The sequence below is a fragment of the Caballeronia cordobensis genome, from assembly GCF_001544575.2.
In the GTDB taxonomy this organism is placed as follows: domain Bacteria; phylum Pseudomonadota; class Gammaproteobacteria; order Burkholderiales; family Burkholderiaceae; genus Caballeronia; species Caballeronia cordobensis.
On the sequence record NZ_FCNY02000002.1, the window covers coordinates 567486 to 583657 of the forward strand.

The 16172-nt window shown below is 63.5% G+C and carries 13 protein-coding genes; 8 read left to right on the top strand and 5 right to left on the bottom strand.

Features of this window, described 5'->3' with window-relative positions; translation table 11 throughout:
- Nucleotides 1-217: 217 nt before the first annotated feature.
- The 4 genes from AWB70_RS06335 (at nucleotide 218) to AWB70_RS06350 (ending at nucleotide 6044) form a co-directional block, all read left to right on the top strand.
- Entirely contained in the window at nucleotides 218-1456 is a 1239-nt protein-coding gene (locus AWB70_RS06335) for a pyridoxal phosphate-dependent aminotransferase (RefSeq protein ID WP_014191250.1), read from the top strand.
- 24 nt (nucleotides 1457-1480) lie between these two features.
- The gene (locus AWB70_RS06340; protein ID WP_014191251.1) at nucleotides 1481-2803 is read left to right on the top strand and encodes a homoserine dehydrogenase; all 1323 of its coding nucleotides are present in this window, start codon (nucleotides 1481-1483) and stop codon (nucleotides 2801-2803) included.
- A 15-nt stretch (nucleotides 2804-2818) separates the two neighbouring features.
- A complete protein-coding gene (thrC, locus tag AWB70_RS06345; protein WP_053568050.1) occupies nucleotides 2819-4264 on the top strand; it encodes a threonine synthase in 1446 nt (481 codons plus the stop codon).
- Between the two features lie 187 nt (nucleotides 4265-4451).
- Nucleotides 4452-6044: an ABC-F family ATPase gene (locus AWB70_RS06350; protein ID WP_014191253.1), complete on the top strand. Its 1593-nt coding sequence runs from the start codon at nucleotides 4452-4454 to the stop codon at nucleotides 6042-6044.
- Between the two features lie 67 nt (nucleotides 6045-6111).
- Here the strand turns inward: AWB70_RS06350 and AWB70_RS06355 are convergent, their stop codons facing one another.
- The 3 genes from AWB70_RS06355 to AWB70_RS06365 all read right to left on the bottom strand — a co-directional run bounded on the left by AWB70_RS06355 (nucleotide 6112) and on the right by AWB70_RS06365 (nucleotide 9068).
- Nucleotides 6112-6315 carry a DUF1289 domain-containing protein gene (locus AWB70_RS06355; protein WP_053568051.1) on the bottom strand — a complete coding sequence of 68 codons (204 nt, stop codon included), beginning with the start codon at nucleotides 6313-6315 and terminating at the stop codon, nucleotides 6112-6114.
- Between the two features lie 51 nt (nucleotides 6316-6366).
- The gene (locus AWB70_RS06360; RefSeq protein ID WP_235024147.1) at nucleotides 6367-7632 is read right to left on the bottom strand and encodes a phospholipase A; all 1266 of its coding nucleotides are present in this window, start codon (nucleotides 7630-7632) and stop codon (nucleotides 6367-6369) included.
- Between the two features lie 101 nt (nucleotides 7633-7733).
- Nucleotides 7734-9068: an Nramp family divalent metal transporter gene (locus AWB70_RS06365; protein ID WP_053568131.1), complete on the bottom strand. Its 1335-nt coding sequence runs from the start codon at nucleotides 9066-9068 to the stop codon at nucleotides 7734-7736.
- A 549-nt stretch (nucleotides 9069-9617) separates the two neighbouring features.
- Here AWB70_RS06365 and AWB70_RS06370 point away from each other — a divergent pair.
- The 4 genes from AWB70_RS06370 (at nucleotide 9618) to AWB70_RS06385 (ending at nucleotide 13728) form a co-directional block, all read left to right on the top strand.
- Nucleotides 9618-10709, top strand: coding sequence for a polyamine ABC transporter substrate-binding protein (locus AWB70_RS06370; protein ID WP_374730227.1), 1092 nt, complete (start codon nucleotides 9618-9620; stop codon nucleotides 10707-10709).
- A gap of 129 nt (nucleotides 10710-10838) precedes the next feature.
- Nucleotides 10839-12011 carry an ABC transporter ATP-binding protein gene (locus AWB70_RS06375; RefSeq protein WP_053568053.1) on the top strand — a complete coding sequence of 391 codons (1173 nt, stop codon included), beginning with the start codon at nucleotides 10839-10841 and terminating at the stop codon, nucleotides 12009-12011.
- Complete coding sequence (locus tag AWB70_RS06380) at nucleotides 12008-12913, top strand: ABC transporter permease subunit (protein ID WP_041730340.1); 906 nt, start codon at nucleotides 12008-12010, stop codon at nucleotides 12911-12913. Before AWB70_RS06375 ends, AWB70_RS06380 begins: the two co-directional genes overlap by 4 nt.
- On the top strand, nucleotides 12913-13728 hold the full coding sequence (locus AWB70_RS06385; protein ID WP_053568132.1) for an ABC transporter permease subunit: 816 nt from the start codon (nucleotides 12913-12915) through the stop codon (nucleotides 13726-13728). The genes AWB70_RS06380 and AWB70_RS06385 overlap by 1 nt, the downstream gene beginning before the upstream one ends.
- Nucleotides 13729-13763: 35 nt before the next feature.
- Here the strand turns inward: AWB70_RS06385 and AWB70_RS06390 are convergent, their stop codons facing one another.
- On the bottom strand, nucleotides 13764-14765 hold the full coding sequence (locus AWB70_RS06390) for a threonine/serine dehydratase family protein (protein WP_045450470.1): 1002 nt from the start codon (nucleotides 14763-14765) through the stop codon (nucleotides 13764-13766).
- A 9-nt stretch (nucleotides 14766-14774) separates the two neighbouring features.
- A complete protein-coding gene (gene argE, locus AWB70_RS06395) occupies nucleotides 14775-16007 on the bottom strand; it encodes an acetylornithine deacetylase (RefSeq protein WP_053568054.1) in 1233 nt (410 codons plus the stop codon).
- Nucleotides 16008-16172: the final 165 nt, after the last annotated feature.

Below are 16172 nucleotides of genomic sequence, written 5' to 3' on the forward strand. Positions count from 1 at the left end.
CGCCCCCCGCCTTACCTGGCGCGGCGTCAGAAATGCATCGTTCGGCGCTCGGGAACGAGCGGATCGTCCGGGCGAGCCGCCTTCAGGCTTCACCCTCGGTTTTTCGCACCACGCCCCGCGGCCGCCCGCGCGCGTGGCTGGCTGCGCGAAATACCGGGCCGCATCCGACCGGCACCACAAAACCGTCCGCATTCACAACAGAACCAGAGCGCCAGCCGTGAAACCGATTCTCAAATCCAACAAGCTGCAAAACGTCTGCTACGACATTCGCGGACCTGTGCTCGAACATGCGAAGCGCCTCGAGGAAGAAGGCCATCGCATCATCAAGCTCAATATCGGCAATCTGGCGCCGTTCGGCTTCGAAGCGCCGGACGAGATCATCCAGGACATGATCCGCAATCTGCCGGGCAGTTCGGGCTATTCGGATTCGAAGGGCGTGTTCGCCGCGCGCAAGGCGATCATGCATTACACGCAGCAAAAGGGCGTGGCGGGCGTGGAACTGGACGATATCTACATCGGCAACGGCGCGTCCGAACTCATCGTCATGGCGATGCAGGCGCTGCTCAACGACGGCGACGAAGTGCTGCTGCCCGCGCCCGACTACCCGCTCTGGACGGCGGCCGTGAGCCTCTCGGCGGGCACGCCGCGCCACTATATGTGCGACGAGAGCAACGGCTGGATGCCGGACCTGGACGACATCCGCGCGAAGATCACGCCGAACACGAAGGCGCTCGTCGTGATCAATCCGAACAACCCCACGGGCGCGCTGTATTCGGACGAACTGCTGCTCGACCTGATCGCGCTTGCCCGCGAGCACGGCCTCATCATTTTCGCGGACGAGGTCTACGACAAGATCATCTACGACGGCAAGACGCATACGTCGATGGCCGCGCTCTCGGAGGACGTGATCACGGTCACGTTCAACAGCCTGTCGAAGAGCTACCGTTCGTGCGGTTATCGCGCGGGCTGGATGGCGATTTCCGGGCTGATCGAAGAAAACCGCCGCCGCGCGAAGGATTATCTCGAAGGCCTCGGCATTCTCGCGTCGATGCGCCTCTGCCCGAACGTGCCCGGCCAGTATGCGATCCAGACGGCCTTGGGCGGCTATCAGAGCATCAACGATCTGATCCTGCCGGGCGGGCGTCTCTACAAACAACGCGAGCTCGCGTACGAGATGCTCACGGCCATTCCGGGCGTGACCTGCGTGAAGCCGCAGGCCGCGCTCTACATGTTCCCGAAGCTCGATCCGAAGATGTACCCGATCCAGGACGATCAGCAGTTCATCACCGACCTCCTGCTCGAAGAGCGTGTGCTGCTGGTGCAGGGCACGGGCTTCAACTGGCCGACGCCGGATCATTTCCGCGTGGTCTTCCTGCCGAACGTCGACGATCTCGCGGATTCGGTGAACCGCATCGCGCGCTTCCTCGACGGCTATCGCAAACGGCATTCCGCTTAATTTCTCTTTAAAGACTCGCGCTGCATGGAACCGATCAAAGTAGGACTCTTGGGCTTCGGCACGGTCGGCAGCGGCACCTTCACGGTGCTGCGCCGTAACCAGGAAGAAATCAAACGACGCGCGGGCCGCGGCATCGAAATCGCGCGCGTCGCGGTGCGCACGCCGGCGAAGGCCGAGGCCGCTGCCGCTCAGGGCATCGCGGTGACGGACGACTTCGGCGCGGTCGTCGACGATCCTTCCATCGATATCGTGTGCGAAATGATCGGCGGCACGGGCTTCGCGCGCGAACTGGTGCTGCGCGCGATCGCCAACGGCAAGCACGTCGTGACGGCCAACAAGGCGCTGCTCGCGGTGCACGGCACGGAGATTTTCGAAGCCGCGCGCGCGAAGGGCGTGATGGTCGCGTTCGAGGCGGCGGTGGCGGGCGGCATTCCGATCATCAAGGCGCTGCGCGAAGGCCTGACGGCGAACCAGATTCAATACATCGCGGGCATCATCAACGGCACGACGAACTACATTCTTTCGGAAATGCGCGACCGCGGGCTCGATTTCGCGACCGCGCTCAAAGCCGCGCAGGAACTCGGTTACGCCGAAGCCGATCCGACCTTCGACATCGAAGGCGTCGATGCCGCGCACAAGGTCACGATCATGAGCGCGATCGCGTTCGGCGTGCCGGTGCAGTTCGATCGCGCGTATGTGGAAGGCATCAGCAAGCTCGCGGCCATCGACATTCGTTACGCCGAGGACCTCGGCTACCGTATCAAGCTGCTGGGCATCGCGCGGCGCACGGAAAAGGGCATCGAACTGCGCACGCATCCGACGCTCATTCCCGCCAAGCGCCTGCTCGCGAACGTGGAAGGCGCGATGAACGCGGTCGTCGTGCACGGCGATGCGGTCGGCACTACGCTGTACTACGGCAAGGGCGCGGGCGCGGAGCCGACGGCATCCGCCGTGGTCGCCGATCTCGTCGACGTGACGCGCCTGCATACGGCCGACCCGGAGCATCGCGTGCCGCATCTGGCGTTCCAGCCGGACAGCCTGTCGAACACGCCGATCCTGCCGATCGACGAAGTGACGAGCGGCTACTACCTGCGCCTGCGCGTCGCCGACGTGACCGGCGTGCTCGCGAACATCACGCGCATTCTCGCCGACAAGGCCATTTCCATCGACGCGTTGCTGCAAAAGGAATCGGAAGAAGTCGACGGCGCGAACAAGGGCGAAACGGACATCATCCTCATCACGCACGAGACGCTGGAAAAGAACGTGAACGCGGCGATCGGCGAGATCGAAGCGCTCTCCACGGTCGTCTCGAAGGTGACGAAGCTGCGCATGGAAGCGCTCAACTAAGCACGGGTTAGCACGATGAACTACATCTCGACGCGCGGCGCCGGCCAGAACGAGCGCCACACGTTCTCGGACATTCTGCTGGGCGGCCTCGCGAAAGACGGCGGTCTGTATCTGCCGAACGACTATCCGAAGGTCAGCGCCGCCGAACTCGCGATATGGCGCACGCTGTCGTACGCGGATCTCGCGTTCGAAGTGCTGTCCAAGTTCAGCGACGACATTCCCGCCGACGACCTGCGCTCGCTCACGCGCAAGACCTACACGGCGCAGGTGTACAGCAATGTGCGCCATGAAGAAAGCGCGGTGCAGATCACGCCGTTGAAGACGCTCGGCGAGGAAAACGGCACGACGCTGTCGCTGCTGGAATTGTCGAACGGCCCGACGCTCGCCTTCAAGGACATGGCGATGCAGCTGCTCGGCAATCTGTTCGAGTACGCATTGGCCAGACACGGCGAAGAGCTGAACATTCTCGGCGCGACCTCGGGCGATACCGGCAGCGCGGCCGAATACGCGATGCGCGGCAAGACCGGCGTGCGCGTGTTCATGCTGTCGCCGCACGGGAAGATGAGCGCGTTCCAGACCGCGCAGATGTTCTCGCTGCAAGACCCGAACATCTTCAATCTGGCCGTCGAGGGCAATTTCGACAACTGCCAGGACATCGTCAAGGCCGTGTCGAACGATCATGCCTACAAGGCGAAGCACAAGATCGGCACCGTCAATTCGATCAACTGGGCGCGCGTCGTCGCGCAGGTCGTGTACTACTTCAAGGGCTACTTCGCGGCGACGGCGAGCAACGAGGAGCGCGTGTCGTTCACGGTGCCCTCGGGCAACTTCGGCAATGTGTGCGCCGGGCATATCGCGCGCATGATGGGCCTGCCGATCGATCAGCTCGTCGTCGCGACCAACGAAAACGACGTGCTCGACGAGTTCTTCAAGACGGGCGTGTACCGCGTGCGCGGCGCGGCCGAGACGTATCACACGACCAGCCCGAGCATGGACATCTCGAAGGCGTCGAACTTCGAGCGCTTCGTGTACGACTTGCTGGGCCGCGACCCGGCGCGCGTGCTGCAGCTTTTCCGCGACGTGGAAGAGCAGGGCGGCTTCGATCTCGCGGCGAGCGGCGACTTCGCGCGTGTGAAGGAATTCGGCTTCGTGTCCGGCAAGAGCGGACACGACGATCGCGTGAAGACGATTCGCGACGTGTTCGACCGGTATCAGACGATGATCGACACCCATACCGCCGACGGCGTGAAGGTCGCGCGCGAGAACCTGAAGCCCGGCGTGCCGATGATCGTCCTGGAAACCGCGCAGCCGATCAAGTTCGGCGAGACGATCCGCGAGGCGCTCGATTGCGAGCCGGAGCGGCCGTCGGCGTTCGTGGGACTTGAAAAATTGCCACAAAGGTTCGATATCGTTCCCGCGGATGCGGGCGTGGTGAAGGCGTTCATCGCCGAACGAACGTAGGGCCAGGGCGCATCCGCCTCGTGCGGAGCGTCGTCGGAAAGCACGGGCGCGGCCGCACTGGCCGCGCCCTTTTTCCTGGCGGCGCGACTTCGCGCTGAGCGCCCGCATCGGTGAAACGCGGGAAAACCCCGCCAAAAGCTGCTAAAATCTTAGGTTTTTCGTCGTACCCCATTCAAAAGGACGCGCCGTGCTGTCTACCGCCAACATCACCATGCAATTCGGGCCCAAGCCCCTCTTCGAGAACATCTCGGTCAAGTTCGGCGAAGGAAACCGCTATGGACTGATCGGGGCGAACGGCTGCGGCAAGTCGACGTTCATGAAAATCCTCGGCGGCGACCTGGAGCCGAGTTCCGGCAACGTCATGCTGGAGCCGAACATCCGCCTCGGCAAGCTGCGCCAGGATCAGTTCGCCTATGAAGACATGCGCGTGCTCGACGTCGTCATGATGGGCCACACCGAAATGTGGGCCGCGATGACCGAGCGCGACGCGATCTACGCGAACCCCGACGCGACGGACGACGACTACATGCGCGCCGCCGACCTCGAAGCCAAGTTCGCCGAATACGACGGCTACACGGCCGAGGCGCGCGCGGGCGAGCTGCTGCTCGGCATCGGCATCGACATCAACGATCACAACGGCCCGATGAGCAACGTCGCGCCTGGCTGGAAGCTGCGCGTGCTGCTCGCACAGGCGCTGTTCTCGAAGCCCGACGTGCTGCTGCTCGACGAGCCGACCAACAACCTCGACATCAACTCGATCCGTTGGCTGGAAGACGTGCTCAACCAGTACAACTCGACGATGATCATCATCTCGCACGATCGGCACTTCCTGAACCAGGTCTGCACGCACATGGCGGACATGGATTACGGCACGCTGAAGATCTGGCCGGGCAATTACGACGACTACATGCTGGCCTCCACGCAGGCGCGCGAGCGTCAGCAGAACGCCAATCAGAAGGCGAAGGAGCGCGTGGCCGATCTTCAGGACTTCGTGCGCCGTTTCTCGGCCAACAAGTCGAAGGCGCGTCAGGCCACCAGCCGCCTCAAGATGATCGACAAGATCAAGATCGAGGAATTCAAGCCGTCGTCGCGTCAGAATCCGTTCATCCGCTTCGAGTACGAGAAGAAGCTGCATAACATCGCGGTGGTCGCGGAAGACATCACCAAGAAGTACGACCGCACGATCTTCCAGAACTTCTCGCTGTCCGTGCAGCCGGGCGAGCGCATCGCGATCATCGGCGAGAACGGCGCGGGCAAGACCACGCTGCTCAAGTCGCTCAAGGGCGCGCTGGATCTCGATCACGGCACCGTGAAGTGGGCGGAGAACGCGAACGTCGGTTACATGCCGCAGGACACGTACGAAGAGTTTCCGAAGGACGAGACGCTGACCGAGTGGATCGACCAGTACCGCAAGGAAGGCGATGACGAGCAGATGATGCGCGGCACGCTCGGCCGGCTGCTGTTCAACGCGGACGACATCAGGAAGAACGTGAAGGTGCTGTCGGGCGGTGAGAAGGGCCGCATGATCTGGGGCAAGCTGATGCTCGGCCGCCACAACGTGCTCCTGATGGACGAGCCGACGAACCACATGGACATGGAGTCGATCGAGTCGCTGCAGATCGCGCTGGAGAAGTTCGAAGGCACGCTGATCTTCGTGTCGCACGACCGCGAGTTCGTGAGCGGGCTGGCGGACCGGATCATCGAAGTGAAGACCAATGGCACGCTGCGGGACTTCGGCGGGAATTACGAAGACTTTTTGTCGAGCCAGGGGATTCAGTAAGCGCCGGCCTGGCGACAGCGCTACGAAGCGGCCCGTCTCGAAAGAGCGGGCCGTTTTTCTATCGGCGTCAGAGTCTGTCGTTCCGAAACCGCATCGCCGTGCCTTCGCGCGTGATGCGTTCCCAGATCGCGCGTTTTTCGTCGTCGGTCAGAAAGACCCAGTTGGAGACCTCGCCGGCCGTGCGGCCGCAGCCCTTGCAAATATCGTCGAAAAGCGTGGAGCACACGCCGATACAGGGGCTGTCGGGAAGGTCGTGAAGATTGGAAGCCATGGGGTTCACTTGTGACCGCATCATCAGAGCGGTCCAAATCTCAAAAAAAGTTCAGCGCGCGATACTGTAGCCTATTCGCGCGATCCAGTGATGCCGCTGGTTGTAGTCGAGGATATCCTCGCCATAGCCGTTGAAGTAGCTCACGAACAGATAGCCGCCCCACGCGCTGCCGATCAGCTTGGCGAGCGGATACGTGAACTGCGAATCGATGCTGCCGTACCAGTGCTTCGTGCCCTTGCGCAGCGTAGTCGCGAGCTGCCAGCCGTCCGGGCTGCCGTACTTCACGAGAAAGTCCACGTAGCCGCGGTAATCCGCGATGTCCTGATTGCCCGATTTCGACAGGTAGTAGTAGAACTTCGGCGAGAGCGTCAGGTGATGGGCGTTCAGATCGCCGAAATCCCACGTCGGGCGCACGAACGCGATATTGATCGCGCGCGATTCGTCGCCGCTCTTGCCGTTCGACTCATGCCCGAAGCCCGCGGAAACGCCCATGCGCGTGAAAAGCGGACTCTTCCAGCCGGTGTCTTCCACGTAGTAGAACAGTTGCGGCTGGAAGCTGATGTCGCGAAACGGCGAGGACTCCGCGGACAGATTCCAGATCGCCGTCTGCGTATAGCCGAAGTAAAGATTGTCGAGCAGGCCGCGCGAGCGTGGATCGTCCGGGAGATGCAGACGGTACTTGAAGCTGAACTGGAATTTGGCGAGATTATCGCCGTTCTTGCCGTCGGCGAAATAGATCGGATCGAACGTCGAGAAGCGGCCGGAAAGCATCGTATCGCTGGTGGACGCCGGCAAGGCGACCGCATTCGCGGCGGCGCTCGCGCTCGCGACCTGCGCGGGGGTCGTCGCCTGCGCCTCACGCTGCTCGGCCGCCACGACCTGCGTCTGCGTTTCGCTGCGATTGAGCGTGACGAGCATCGGCGACGCATCGAAGCCGACCGGATCGATCTTCACCGTGCCGCGCGCCGACTCGGGCCACGGCGCGGAAAAGCGCACGCGGCGGTATTGGCCCGGCGCGAGGCGCAGATGGTCGGGCACGTCCGGATCGCGCGCAAGCGTGAGCGGCACGGGCGGCAGATCGCCGTTGGTCAGACTGACGGTGAGTTGCTTCGGTACTTCGACGCTCAAGGGTGTGCGGTCGTCGTCGGTATAGAGCAGGGTCAGTTCCAGCGGCTGCGAAGCGGCGGCTTCGCGCGCGGGCTGCAACACGGCGACGGTGGCATGCGCCGCGCCGCTCGCGCAGAAAAGGGCGACGAGCAGCGTGAGCGGGCGTGAAGCGGCAACTTTCGGCAAACGGGGGCATGGGCCTAAAGCCATGGAGTGCGGGTCCTGTTTCGGGGCGCAAAAAGGGGGTGACAGCAGGGTGTGACAGCACAAATCGCACCGCGATCCCGAAAATCGGCGCCCGATCGACGGCTTCAGCCTGGCAGCACCGCCTGCCACAGCATCGCGCCGTTCAGGGCGACGATCACGCCCGCGCACGCCCACGCCAGCGCGAGCGGCACGCGCGCGACGCGCCAGCGGCCCATCAGCCCGAAATCGGAGGCGAAGCGCACGAGCGGAATCACGGCGAGAGGCAGTTGCAGGCTCAGCACGACCTGCGTCGCGACCAGCAGCGCGTTCGAGCCGTGCTGGCCAAAGCTGCCGACCGCGACGAGCGCTGGCCCGATCGCGAGGCCGCGCGTGAGCATCGCACGGGCCCAGCGGGCCATTTTCAGGTGCAGGAAGCCTTCCATCACCGCCTGCCCCGCGAGCGTGCCCGTGACCGTCGCATTCAGGCCGCAAGCGAGCAGGGCGGCGGCAAACACCACGCCCGCCCAGTGACTGCCGACGAGCGGCGCGATCAGCCGGTGCGCATCGGCGAGATCGTCGATGTCGACGTGTCCGCTCGCATGGAACACCGCCGCCGCGACCACCAGCAGCGAGGCGTTGACGATGAACGCAAGCCCGAGCGACGCGAACGTGTCGATATTCACGCCACGCAGCGCGCGCCCGATGGACACGTCGTCGCGGGTGTTCGCGTGCTCTTTCACGAGCGCCGAGTGCAGATAGAGGTTGTGCGGCATCACGGTGGCGCCGAGAACGCCCGCCGCGAGCCAGAGCATGCCGGCGTCGCGCAGCAGTTCGCGCGATGGCGCGAGCCCGCGCATCGCCTCGCCCCAGACCGGATGCGCGAGCGCCAGTTCGATCACGAAGCAGAGGCTCACGAAGAAGATGAGCGTCGTCACGGCCCGCTGCAGCGGCCGGCGGCCGCGGCTTTGCAGAGCGAGCATCGCGAACGTTCCGACCGCCGAGATCAGCACGCCCGCGGTCAGCGAGAGGCCGAAGAGCATCTGGAGCGCGACCGCGCTGCCGACGACCTCCGCGACGTCGCACGCGATGATCGCGATTTCGCATGCGATCCACAGCACGATCGTCGTGCGGCGGCTGTAGCGCTCGCGGCACAACTGCGCGAGATCCCGCCCGGTCACGACGCCCACGCGCGAGGCGACCCATTGCAGCAGCATGCCCATCAGGCTCGCGAGCAGGACGACGAAAAGCAGCGAATAACCGTAGCGCGCGCCGCCCGCGAGCGCCGTCGCCCAGTTGCCGGGGTCCATGTAGCCCACGGCGACGAGCGCACCCGCGCCCGCGAACGAATACCAGCGTCCGCGCGGACGCGGCGACCGTGGCCGTTCCTCGCGGCTGGCGGGCGACTGCGCGCCGGTTTTCGCGGCGGAAAGCTGAGCGAGCGCGGACGGATGGGTATTCATGCGGGAAACGGCCTCGAATAGCGATGCAACGGCGGCGTCGGTCAAGTGCGTGCGTTGCCGGTTCAGAAAACGCCGCATCTCGCGGCGCACGTCGAATTGGCTCGCAACAACCGTTCCGCTGGCTATTCGTCAGGCTCGCGCGCCCGTGATTCGGGGCGGCGGGAGGCCGATCACGAATAATGACATTGCAACGGGCTTACGCGAGCGCGCGCCACGATGCGAGTGTGGTTTTATCAGGTGCCGTGTGGGCCCATTAGGGGATAAAATGCGCGCTCTTTCCGGCGGCCCGCCATCGCGGTGCGGGCCGCCGGAGAACGCCCGCCGCGCGCAAGGCAAGGCTCGCCGGCCGTGGGCGCCACGGCGTGTACATTTTGCGCGACAGGCGGCGCATTATTTTTTGTCGCGCTTGTGTTTAATGGTAGTTTCCGGGTTTCAAAGGGAGTCGCGGGCGCGATGCGGCGTGAAACGACGCGCGGGCACCGCTCGGCACGATGCCGTGACAAGTCGGAACAAGGGAGAATCGAAATGAACGAGAAACTGGCGAGCCGCATGGCGAAGCTGGCGGGCGCCCTGACATGCGCCGCGATGTTGACTCCGCTCGCCGCGACGGCGAAGGACACGCAGTTGAACGTGTACAACTGGTCGGACTATATCGCCAAGGACACGATTCCCAACTTCACCAAGCAGACCGGCATCAAGGTGAAGTACGACAACTACGACAGCGACGACACCCTCCAGGCCAAGCTGCTCACCGGCCGCTCGGGCTACGACATCGTCGCGCCTACGAGCAATTACGCGGGCAAGCAGATCGCCGCGGGCATCTTCGCGCCGCTCGACAAGTCGAAGCTCCCGAACCTCAAGTATCTCGATCCCGACCTGATGAAGCTCGTCGAGGGCGCGGACCCCGGCAACAAGTACACGGTGCCCTGGGCGTACGGCACGACCGGTCTCGGCTATAACGTCGACAAGGCCAAACAGATTCTGGGCGCGAACGCCGAGCTCAACAACTGGGACATCCTCTTCAAGCCCGAGAACATTTCGAAGCTGAAGGCGTGCGGCGTCTCGGTGCTCGACGCGCCGGACCAGATGTTCGCGGCCGCGCTGCATTACATCGGCAAGGATCCGATGAGCACGAATCCGGCCGACTATCGCGAAGCGCTCGCGATGATGAAGAAGATCCGCCCGTACATCACGCAGTTCAATTCGTCGGGCTACATCAACGATCTGGTCGGCGGCGACATCTGCTTTACCTACGGCTGGTCGGGCGACGTCGTGATCGCGAAGCATCGCGCGGTCGAAGCCAAGAAGCCGTTCAAGATCGAGTACTACATTCCGAAGGGCGGCGCGCCCGTGTGGTTCGACGTGATGGCGATCCCGAAGGACGCGAAGAACAAGGAAGCCGCGCACGAGTGGATCAACTACATCGAGACGCCGCAGGTTCACGCGGCCATCACGAACGCGGTGTTCTACCCGAGCGCCAACCTCGAAGCGCGCAAGTACGTGGACAAGGATGTCGCGAACGATCCGGCCGTGTTCCCGCCGCAGGACGTCATCAAGACGCTGTTCCTGTTGAAGCCGCTGCCGCCGGAAATTCAGCGCCTGCAGACGCGGCTCTGGACCGAGTTCAAGTCCGGCCGATGAAACCGGCAAGCCGGTCATTCTTTTGAATAGACGAAGCCCCTGGACCGCCGGGGGCTTTGTTCGTGGCCGCGGCGCATGCCGGCGCGAGCCACGCAAGACACATGGAAGCAGGGAGTCGAACAGGCAATCATGAGTGAGCAGTCGAGCGCGTTGAAGGCAGCGCCTAATTCCGGCCGGCGCGAGCCGGGCAGTTCTCCCACGGCCCAGGCCACGGACGACGGCTTCGTGCGGATCGTCGATGTCGTGAAGAAATTCGGCGAGACGACGGCCGTGCGCGGCGTCAACCTGTCGGTGAAAAAGGGCGAGCTTTTTGCGCTGCTCGGCAGTTCCGGCTGCGGCAAATCGACGCTTCTGCGCATGCTCGCCGGGCTCGAGACCGTGACCGAAGGGCAGATCCTGATCGACGGCGAAGACCTGGCGAAGATGCCGCCGTACAACCGCCCCGTGAACATGATGTTCCAGTCCTACGCGCTCTTTCCGCATATGAGCGTGGAATCGAACGTCGCGTACGGGCTGAAGCAGGAGGGCGTGAAGGGCGGCGAACTGAAGGACCGCGTGCATAACGCGCTCTCGCTCGTGCAGATGGCGCAGTACGCGAAGCGCAAGCCGCATCAGCTCTCGGGCGGCCAGCAGCAGCGCGTCGCGCTCGCGCGCAGCCTCGTCAAGCGTCCGAAGCTGCTCCTGCTCGACGAGCCGATGTCCGCGCTCGACAAGCAGATCCGCCAGCGCACGCAGATCGAGCTCGTGAACATTCTCGATTCGGTCGGCGTTACCTGCATCATGGTCACGCACGACCAGGAAGAGGCGATGACGATGGCCAATCGCCTCGCCGTGATGAGCGAAGGGCAGATCGTGCAGCTCGGCACGCCGCACGAAGTCTACGAATATCCCAACAGCCGCTTCTCGGCGCAGTTCATCGGCTCGACCAATCTTTTCGACGGCAACGTGGTCGAGGACGAGCCGGATCACGTTTTCGTCGAATCGACCGAACTTCCCGTGCGGCTCTACGTGAGCCACGGCATCACCGGGCCGCTCGGCATGCCGGTGACGATCTCCGTGCGCCCCGAGCGCATCGCGCTCACGCGCAAGCCGCCCGAAGGCGCGTACAACTGGGGCCGCGGCAGGGTCACGAACATCGCGTATATGGGCGGCTACACGCTCTATCACGTAACGCTCGACTCCGGCAAGGTGGTGGTCGCGAACCTGTCGAGCCTCGCGATCGGCGAAATCGATTCGCCCACGTTCGACGACGAAGTCTACGTGCGCTGGAGCGCATCGGCCGGCGTGGTGCTGACGTCATGATGAAGCTGCTCAACCGATTCGGCGTAAGCGGGCGCTCGCTCGTCATCGGCGGGCCGTATCTGTGGCTGCTGCTGCTCTTCTTCGTGCCGTTCCTGCTCGTCGTGAAGATCAGCTTCGCGGACAGCCAGCTCGGCATTCCGCCGTACACGGATCTGGTGAAGTTGGAAGAGGGCGTGATGCATATCGCGCTCGACTTCGCGCACTACGCGTTTCTGATCCAGGACAGCCTGTATTTCGCGACCTACATGAACTCGCTGCTGGTCGCGGCGGTGTCTACCTTGCTGTGCCTCATCATCGGCTATCCGATGGCGTATTACATCGCGCGCTCGAATCCGGCCTCGCGCAACATTCTGATGATGGCCGTGATGCTGCCGTTCTGGACGTCGTTCCTGATTCGCGTGTACGCGTGGATCGGCATTCTCAAGAACAACGGCCTGCTCAACAACTTCCTGATGTCGATCGGCGTATTGCATTCGCCGATCGAGCTGTATCACACGAATATCGCGGTCTATATCGGCATGGTGTATTCGTATCTGCCGTTTCTCGTGATGCCGCTCTACGCGCATCTCGTCAAAATGGATCTGACCTTGCTCGAAGCCGCTTACGATCTCGGCGCGAAGCCGTGGAAGGCGTTCGTGACGATCACGCTGCCGCTCTCGAAAAACGGCATCATCGCGGGCTGCCTGCTCGTGTTCATTCCGGCGGTGGGCGAGTACGTGATTCCCGAACTGCTCGGCGGCGCGGACACCTTGATGATCGGCCGCGTCATGTGGAACGAGTTCTTCAACAACGCCGACTGGCCGATGGCTTCGGCCGTCACCTGCGCGATGGTGCTGCTGCTGCTCGTGCCGATGGCGCTCTTCCAGCATTTCCAGGCGAAGCAACTGGAGGAGAAGCGATGATCAAGCCCAGCCGTCCGTTGCAGTTCACTGCGCTCGGGCTCGGATTCGCGTTTCTGTATATCCCGATCCTGAGCCTCATCGTTTATTCGTTCAACGACTCGCCGCTCGTCACCGTCTGGACCGAGCCGTCGCTCAAGTGGTATCGCGCGCTCGTCACCGACGACGAACTCATCAACGCCGCGTGGCTTTCGCTGCGCATCGCGTTTTTCACGGCGTGCGCGTCGGTCGTCATCGGCACGTGGGCGGGTTTCGTGCTCGCGCGCATGGGGCGCTTCAAGGGCTTCACGCTCTACGCCGGCATGATCAACGCGCCGCTCGTGATTCCCGAAGTCATTCAGGGCATTTCGCTCCTGCTGCTGTTCGTCGAAATGTCGAAGCTGCTCGGCTGGCCGGATCGCGGCTTCTTCACGATCTGGATCGGCCACGTGATGCTGTGCATTTCGTATGTCGCGATCATCGTAGAATCGCGCGTGCGGGAGCTGAATCCGTCGCTGGAGGAAGCCGCGCTCGATCTCGGCGCCACGCCCTTGCGCGTGTTCTTCACGATCACGCTGCCGCTGATCTCGCAGGCGCTCGTGGCGGGCTGGCTGCTGTCGTTTACGCTGTCGATCGACGATCTGGTGCTGTCGGCGTTCCTGTCCGGTCCGGGCTCGACGACGCTGCCGCTCGTCGTGTTTTCGCGCGTGCGTCTGGGGTTGAATCCGGAGATGAACGCGCTCGCGACCCTGTTCATCGCGCTCGTGACGATCGGCGTGATCGCGGCGAACTACTTCATGCAGCGGAGCGAGCGCAGAAGGCTCGACGCGGTGATGTAAGCAAAAACGGCTCCGCGATTGGAGCCGTTTTCGTTTCAGGCGTTCGACAGATGCCGCGCGAACGTCGCCGGATCGGTATTCGTGCCGCACAACAGCACGCCCACGCGTTTGCCCTGCAGGCGCTCGCGCAGCGGACCGAGCAGGGCGGCCGTGGCGGCCGCGCACGCGGGCTCGACAGCGAGCTTCAGTTCATTGAAGAGCAGCGCCATGCCGTGCCGCAATGCGTCGTCCGAGACGGTGACGATGTCGTCGATATGCCGACGGCACAGTTCATAGCTGTATTGCTCGGTGTGCGGCGCCATCAGCGAATCGGCGATGCCGTGCATCGCGCCCATCTTGATCGTGTGGTTCGCTTCGAAGCTGCGCCGCATGGCGTCCGATCCTTCCGGTTCCACGCCGTACACATGCAGCGACGGATTCGCGAGACGCATCGCCGTGGAGACGCCCGCGGCCAGCCCGCCGCCGCCGATCGGCAGAATCACCGCTTCGAGATCGGGCGCCTGCGAGGTCCATTCGTAGCCGAGCGTCGCCGTGCCGAGCACCGTGCGATAGCCGTTGAACGGATGGATGAACACGCGGCCTTCCTCCGCTTCGACCCGGCGCACGACATCGAACGCCTCGGCGACGTTTTCCGCGAACACGACGTCCGCCCCGAAGCGCCGGCACAGCGCAACGCGTGCCGGGCTCGCGCTCTTGATGATGACGACCTTCGCGCCGACTTCCATGCGCTGCGCCGCGTAGGCGACCGCCACCGCATGATTGCCCGCCGACACGCACGTGACGCCCGCCGAACGCTCGCTGTCGCTCAAGGCGAGAATGTTCGAGAACGCGCCGCGCGCCTTGAATGTGCCGCTCGCCTGCAGCAACTCGAACTTGAACGTGACCGGCGTGCCTTCGAGCGTCGGAAAGTCGTGGCGTTCGAACGTCGGCGTGCGCGCGACCCAGGGCGTGAGCACCATGTGCTGCTCGGCGATTTCGTCGAGTGTCGGAATCGGCGTGCCGTCGATCGTATTGTCGGTATGCTGGGCGGTGGACATGGGCGTGGATCAGCGCGGTTGAGCGTCGACGGACATGCTGTGAATGAACTTGCCGAGGAACGCCTCGCACTGCGCGAGCTGTTCCAGCGACACATACTCGTTCGCCTTGTGCGCCTGCTCGATGTTGCCCGGCCCGCACACGATGCTCGGCACGCCCGCGTTGGCGAAAAGGCCCGCTTCCGTGCCGTAGGCGACCTTGCGCTTGTCCTGGTTCGACGTGAGCGCGCGCACGAGCTGCGTGATCGCGGCCTGCTCGGTGGCGTCGAGGCCGGGCGCGGACGCGAGCTTGGTGAATTCGATGGCCGCGTTGCCGTGCTCCTTGAGCATCTTCGGCAGCAGCGTTTCATGCGCATAGGCTTCGATGCGCCGGAAAATCTGGTCCGGGTCGATGGTCGGCAGATTGCGGAACTCGAACTCGAAGTTGCATTCCGCGGGCACGGTGTTGATCGCGTTGCCGCCTTTGATCGTGCTTGTCTGGCCGGTGGTGAAGGGCACGTCGTAGAGTTCGTCGAAGGGACCGCGTGCGCGGAATTCGTCGACGAGATCGCGGATATGGCAGATGAGCCGCGCCGCGTATTCGATCGCGTTGAGGCCCTTCGGCGTGAGCGACGAGTGCGCCGCGAAGCCGCGCACGCAGCAGTGGTACGTGTTGATGCCCTTGTGCGCGATGACGGGGCGCATGGAGGTCGGTTCGCCGACGATGCAGCCGTCCGGTTTCAGACCGCGCTTTTGAAGGTCGGCGATCATGATCGGCGCGCCTGCGCAGCCGACTTCTTCGTCATAGGAAAGCGCGAAGTGGATGGGCTTCGCGAGTTTCGTCGCCTGCATGGCCGGCAGCATGGCGAGCGCCGCGCCGATGAAGCCTTTCATGTCGCACGAACCGCGCCCGTAGAGGAGGCCGTCGCGCACTTCGGGCTTGAACGGGTCGCTCTGCCAGTCCTGGCCGTCGACGGGCACGACATCCGTGTGACCTGACAGCACGATGCCGCCGTGGGTTTCGCCGTCGTGGGCCGGGACGGTGGCGAAGAGATTCGCCCATTGGCCGCGGGGATCGGTGGTGATGGTCGCATCGATGCCGGACTTGCGCAGTTCGTCGCGGACGGTTTCGATCAGGCCGAGATTCGGATTGCGGCTGACCGTATCGATGGAGATCAGCCGTTCGATCCACGGCAGGGAAATGGGGGTTTCGCTCCGGGTTTCGCTCTGGGCTTCGAGATGCGCCGTGTCAGCGATCTGTGACATTTTTTGACTCCTGCGGGTAGGGTTTGATCATAGCCCAAATGGGTCACGCTGGCCGCGTTTGGGCTTTTTCGCTGTTTTTTTTGGTTCGTCGTGGAACTTGCTTTCGTGTTGGTTTATTAGCACTGCCCCTCCCCGGGGCGGGGGTAACTTTCTTTGCTGCTGCAA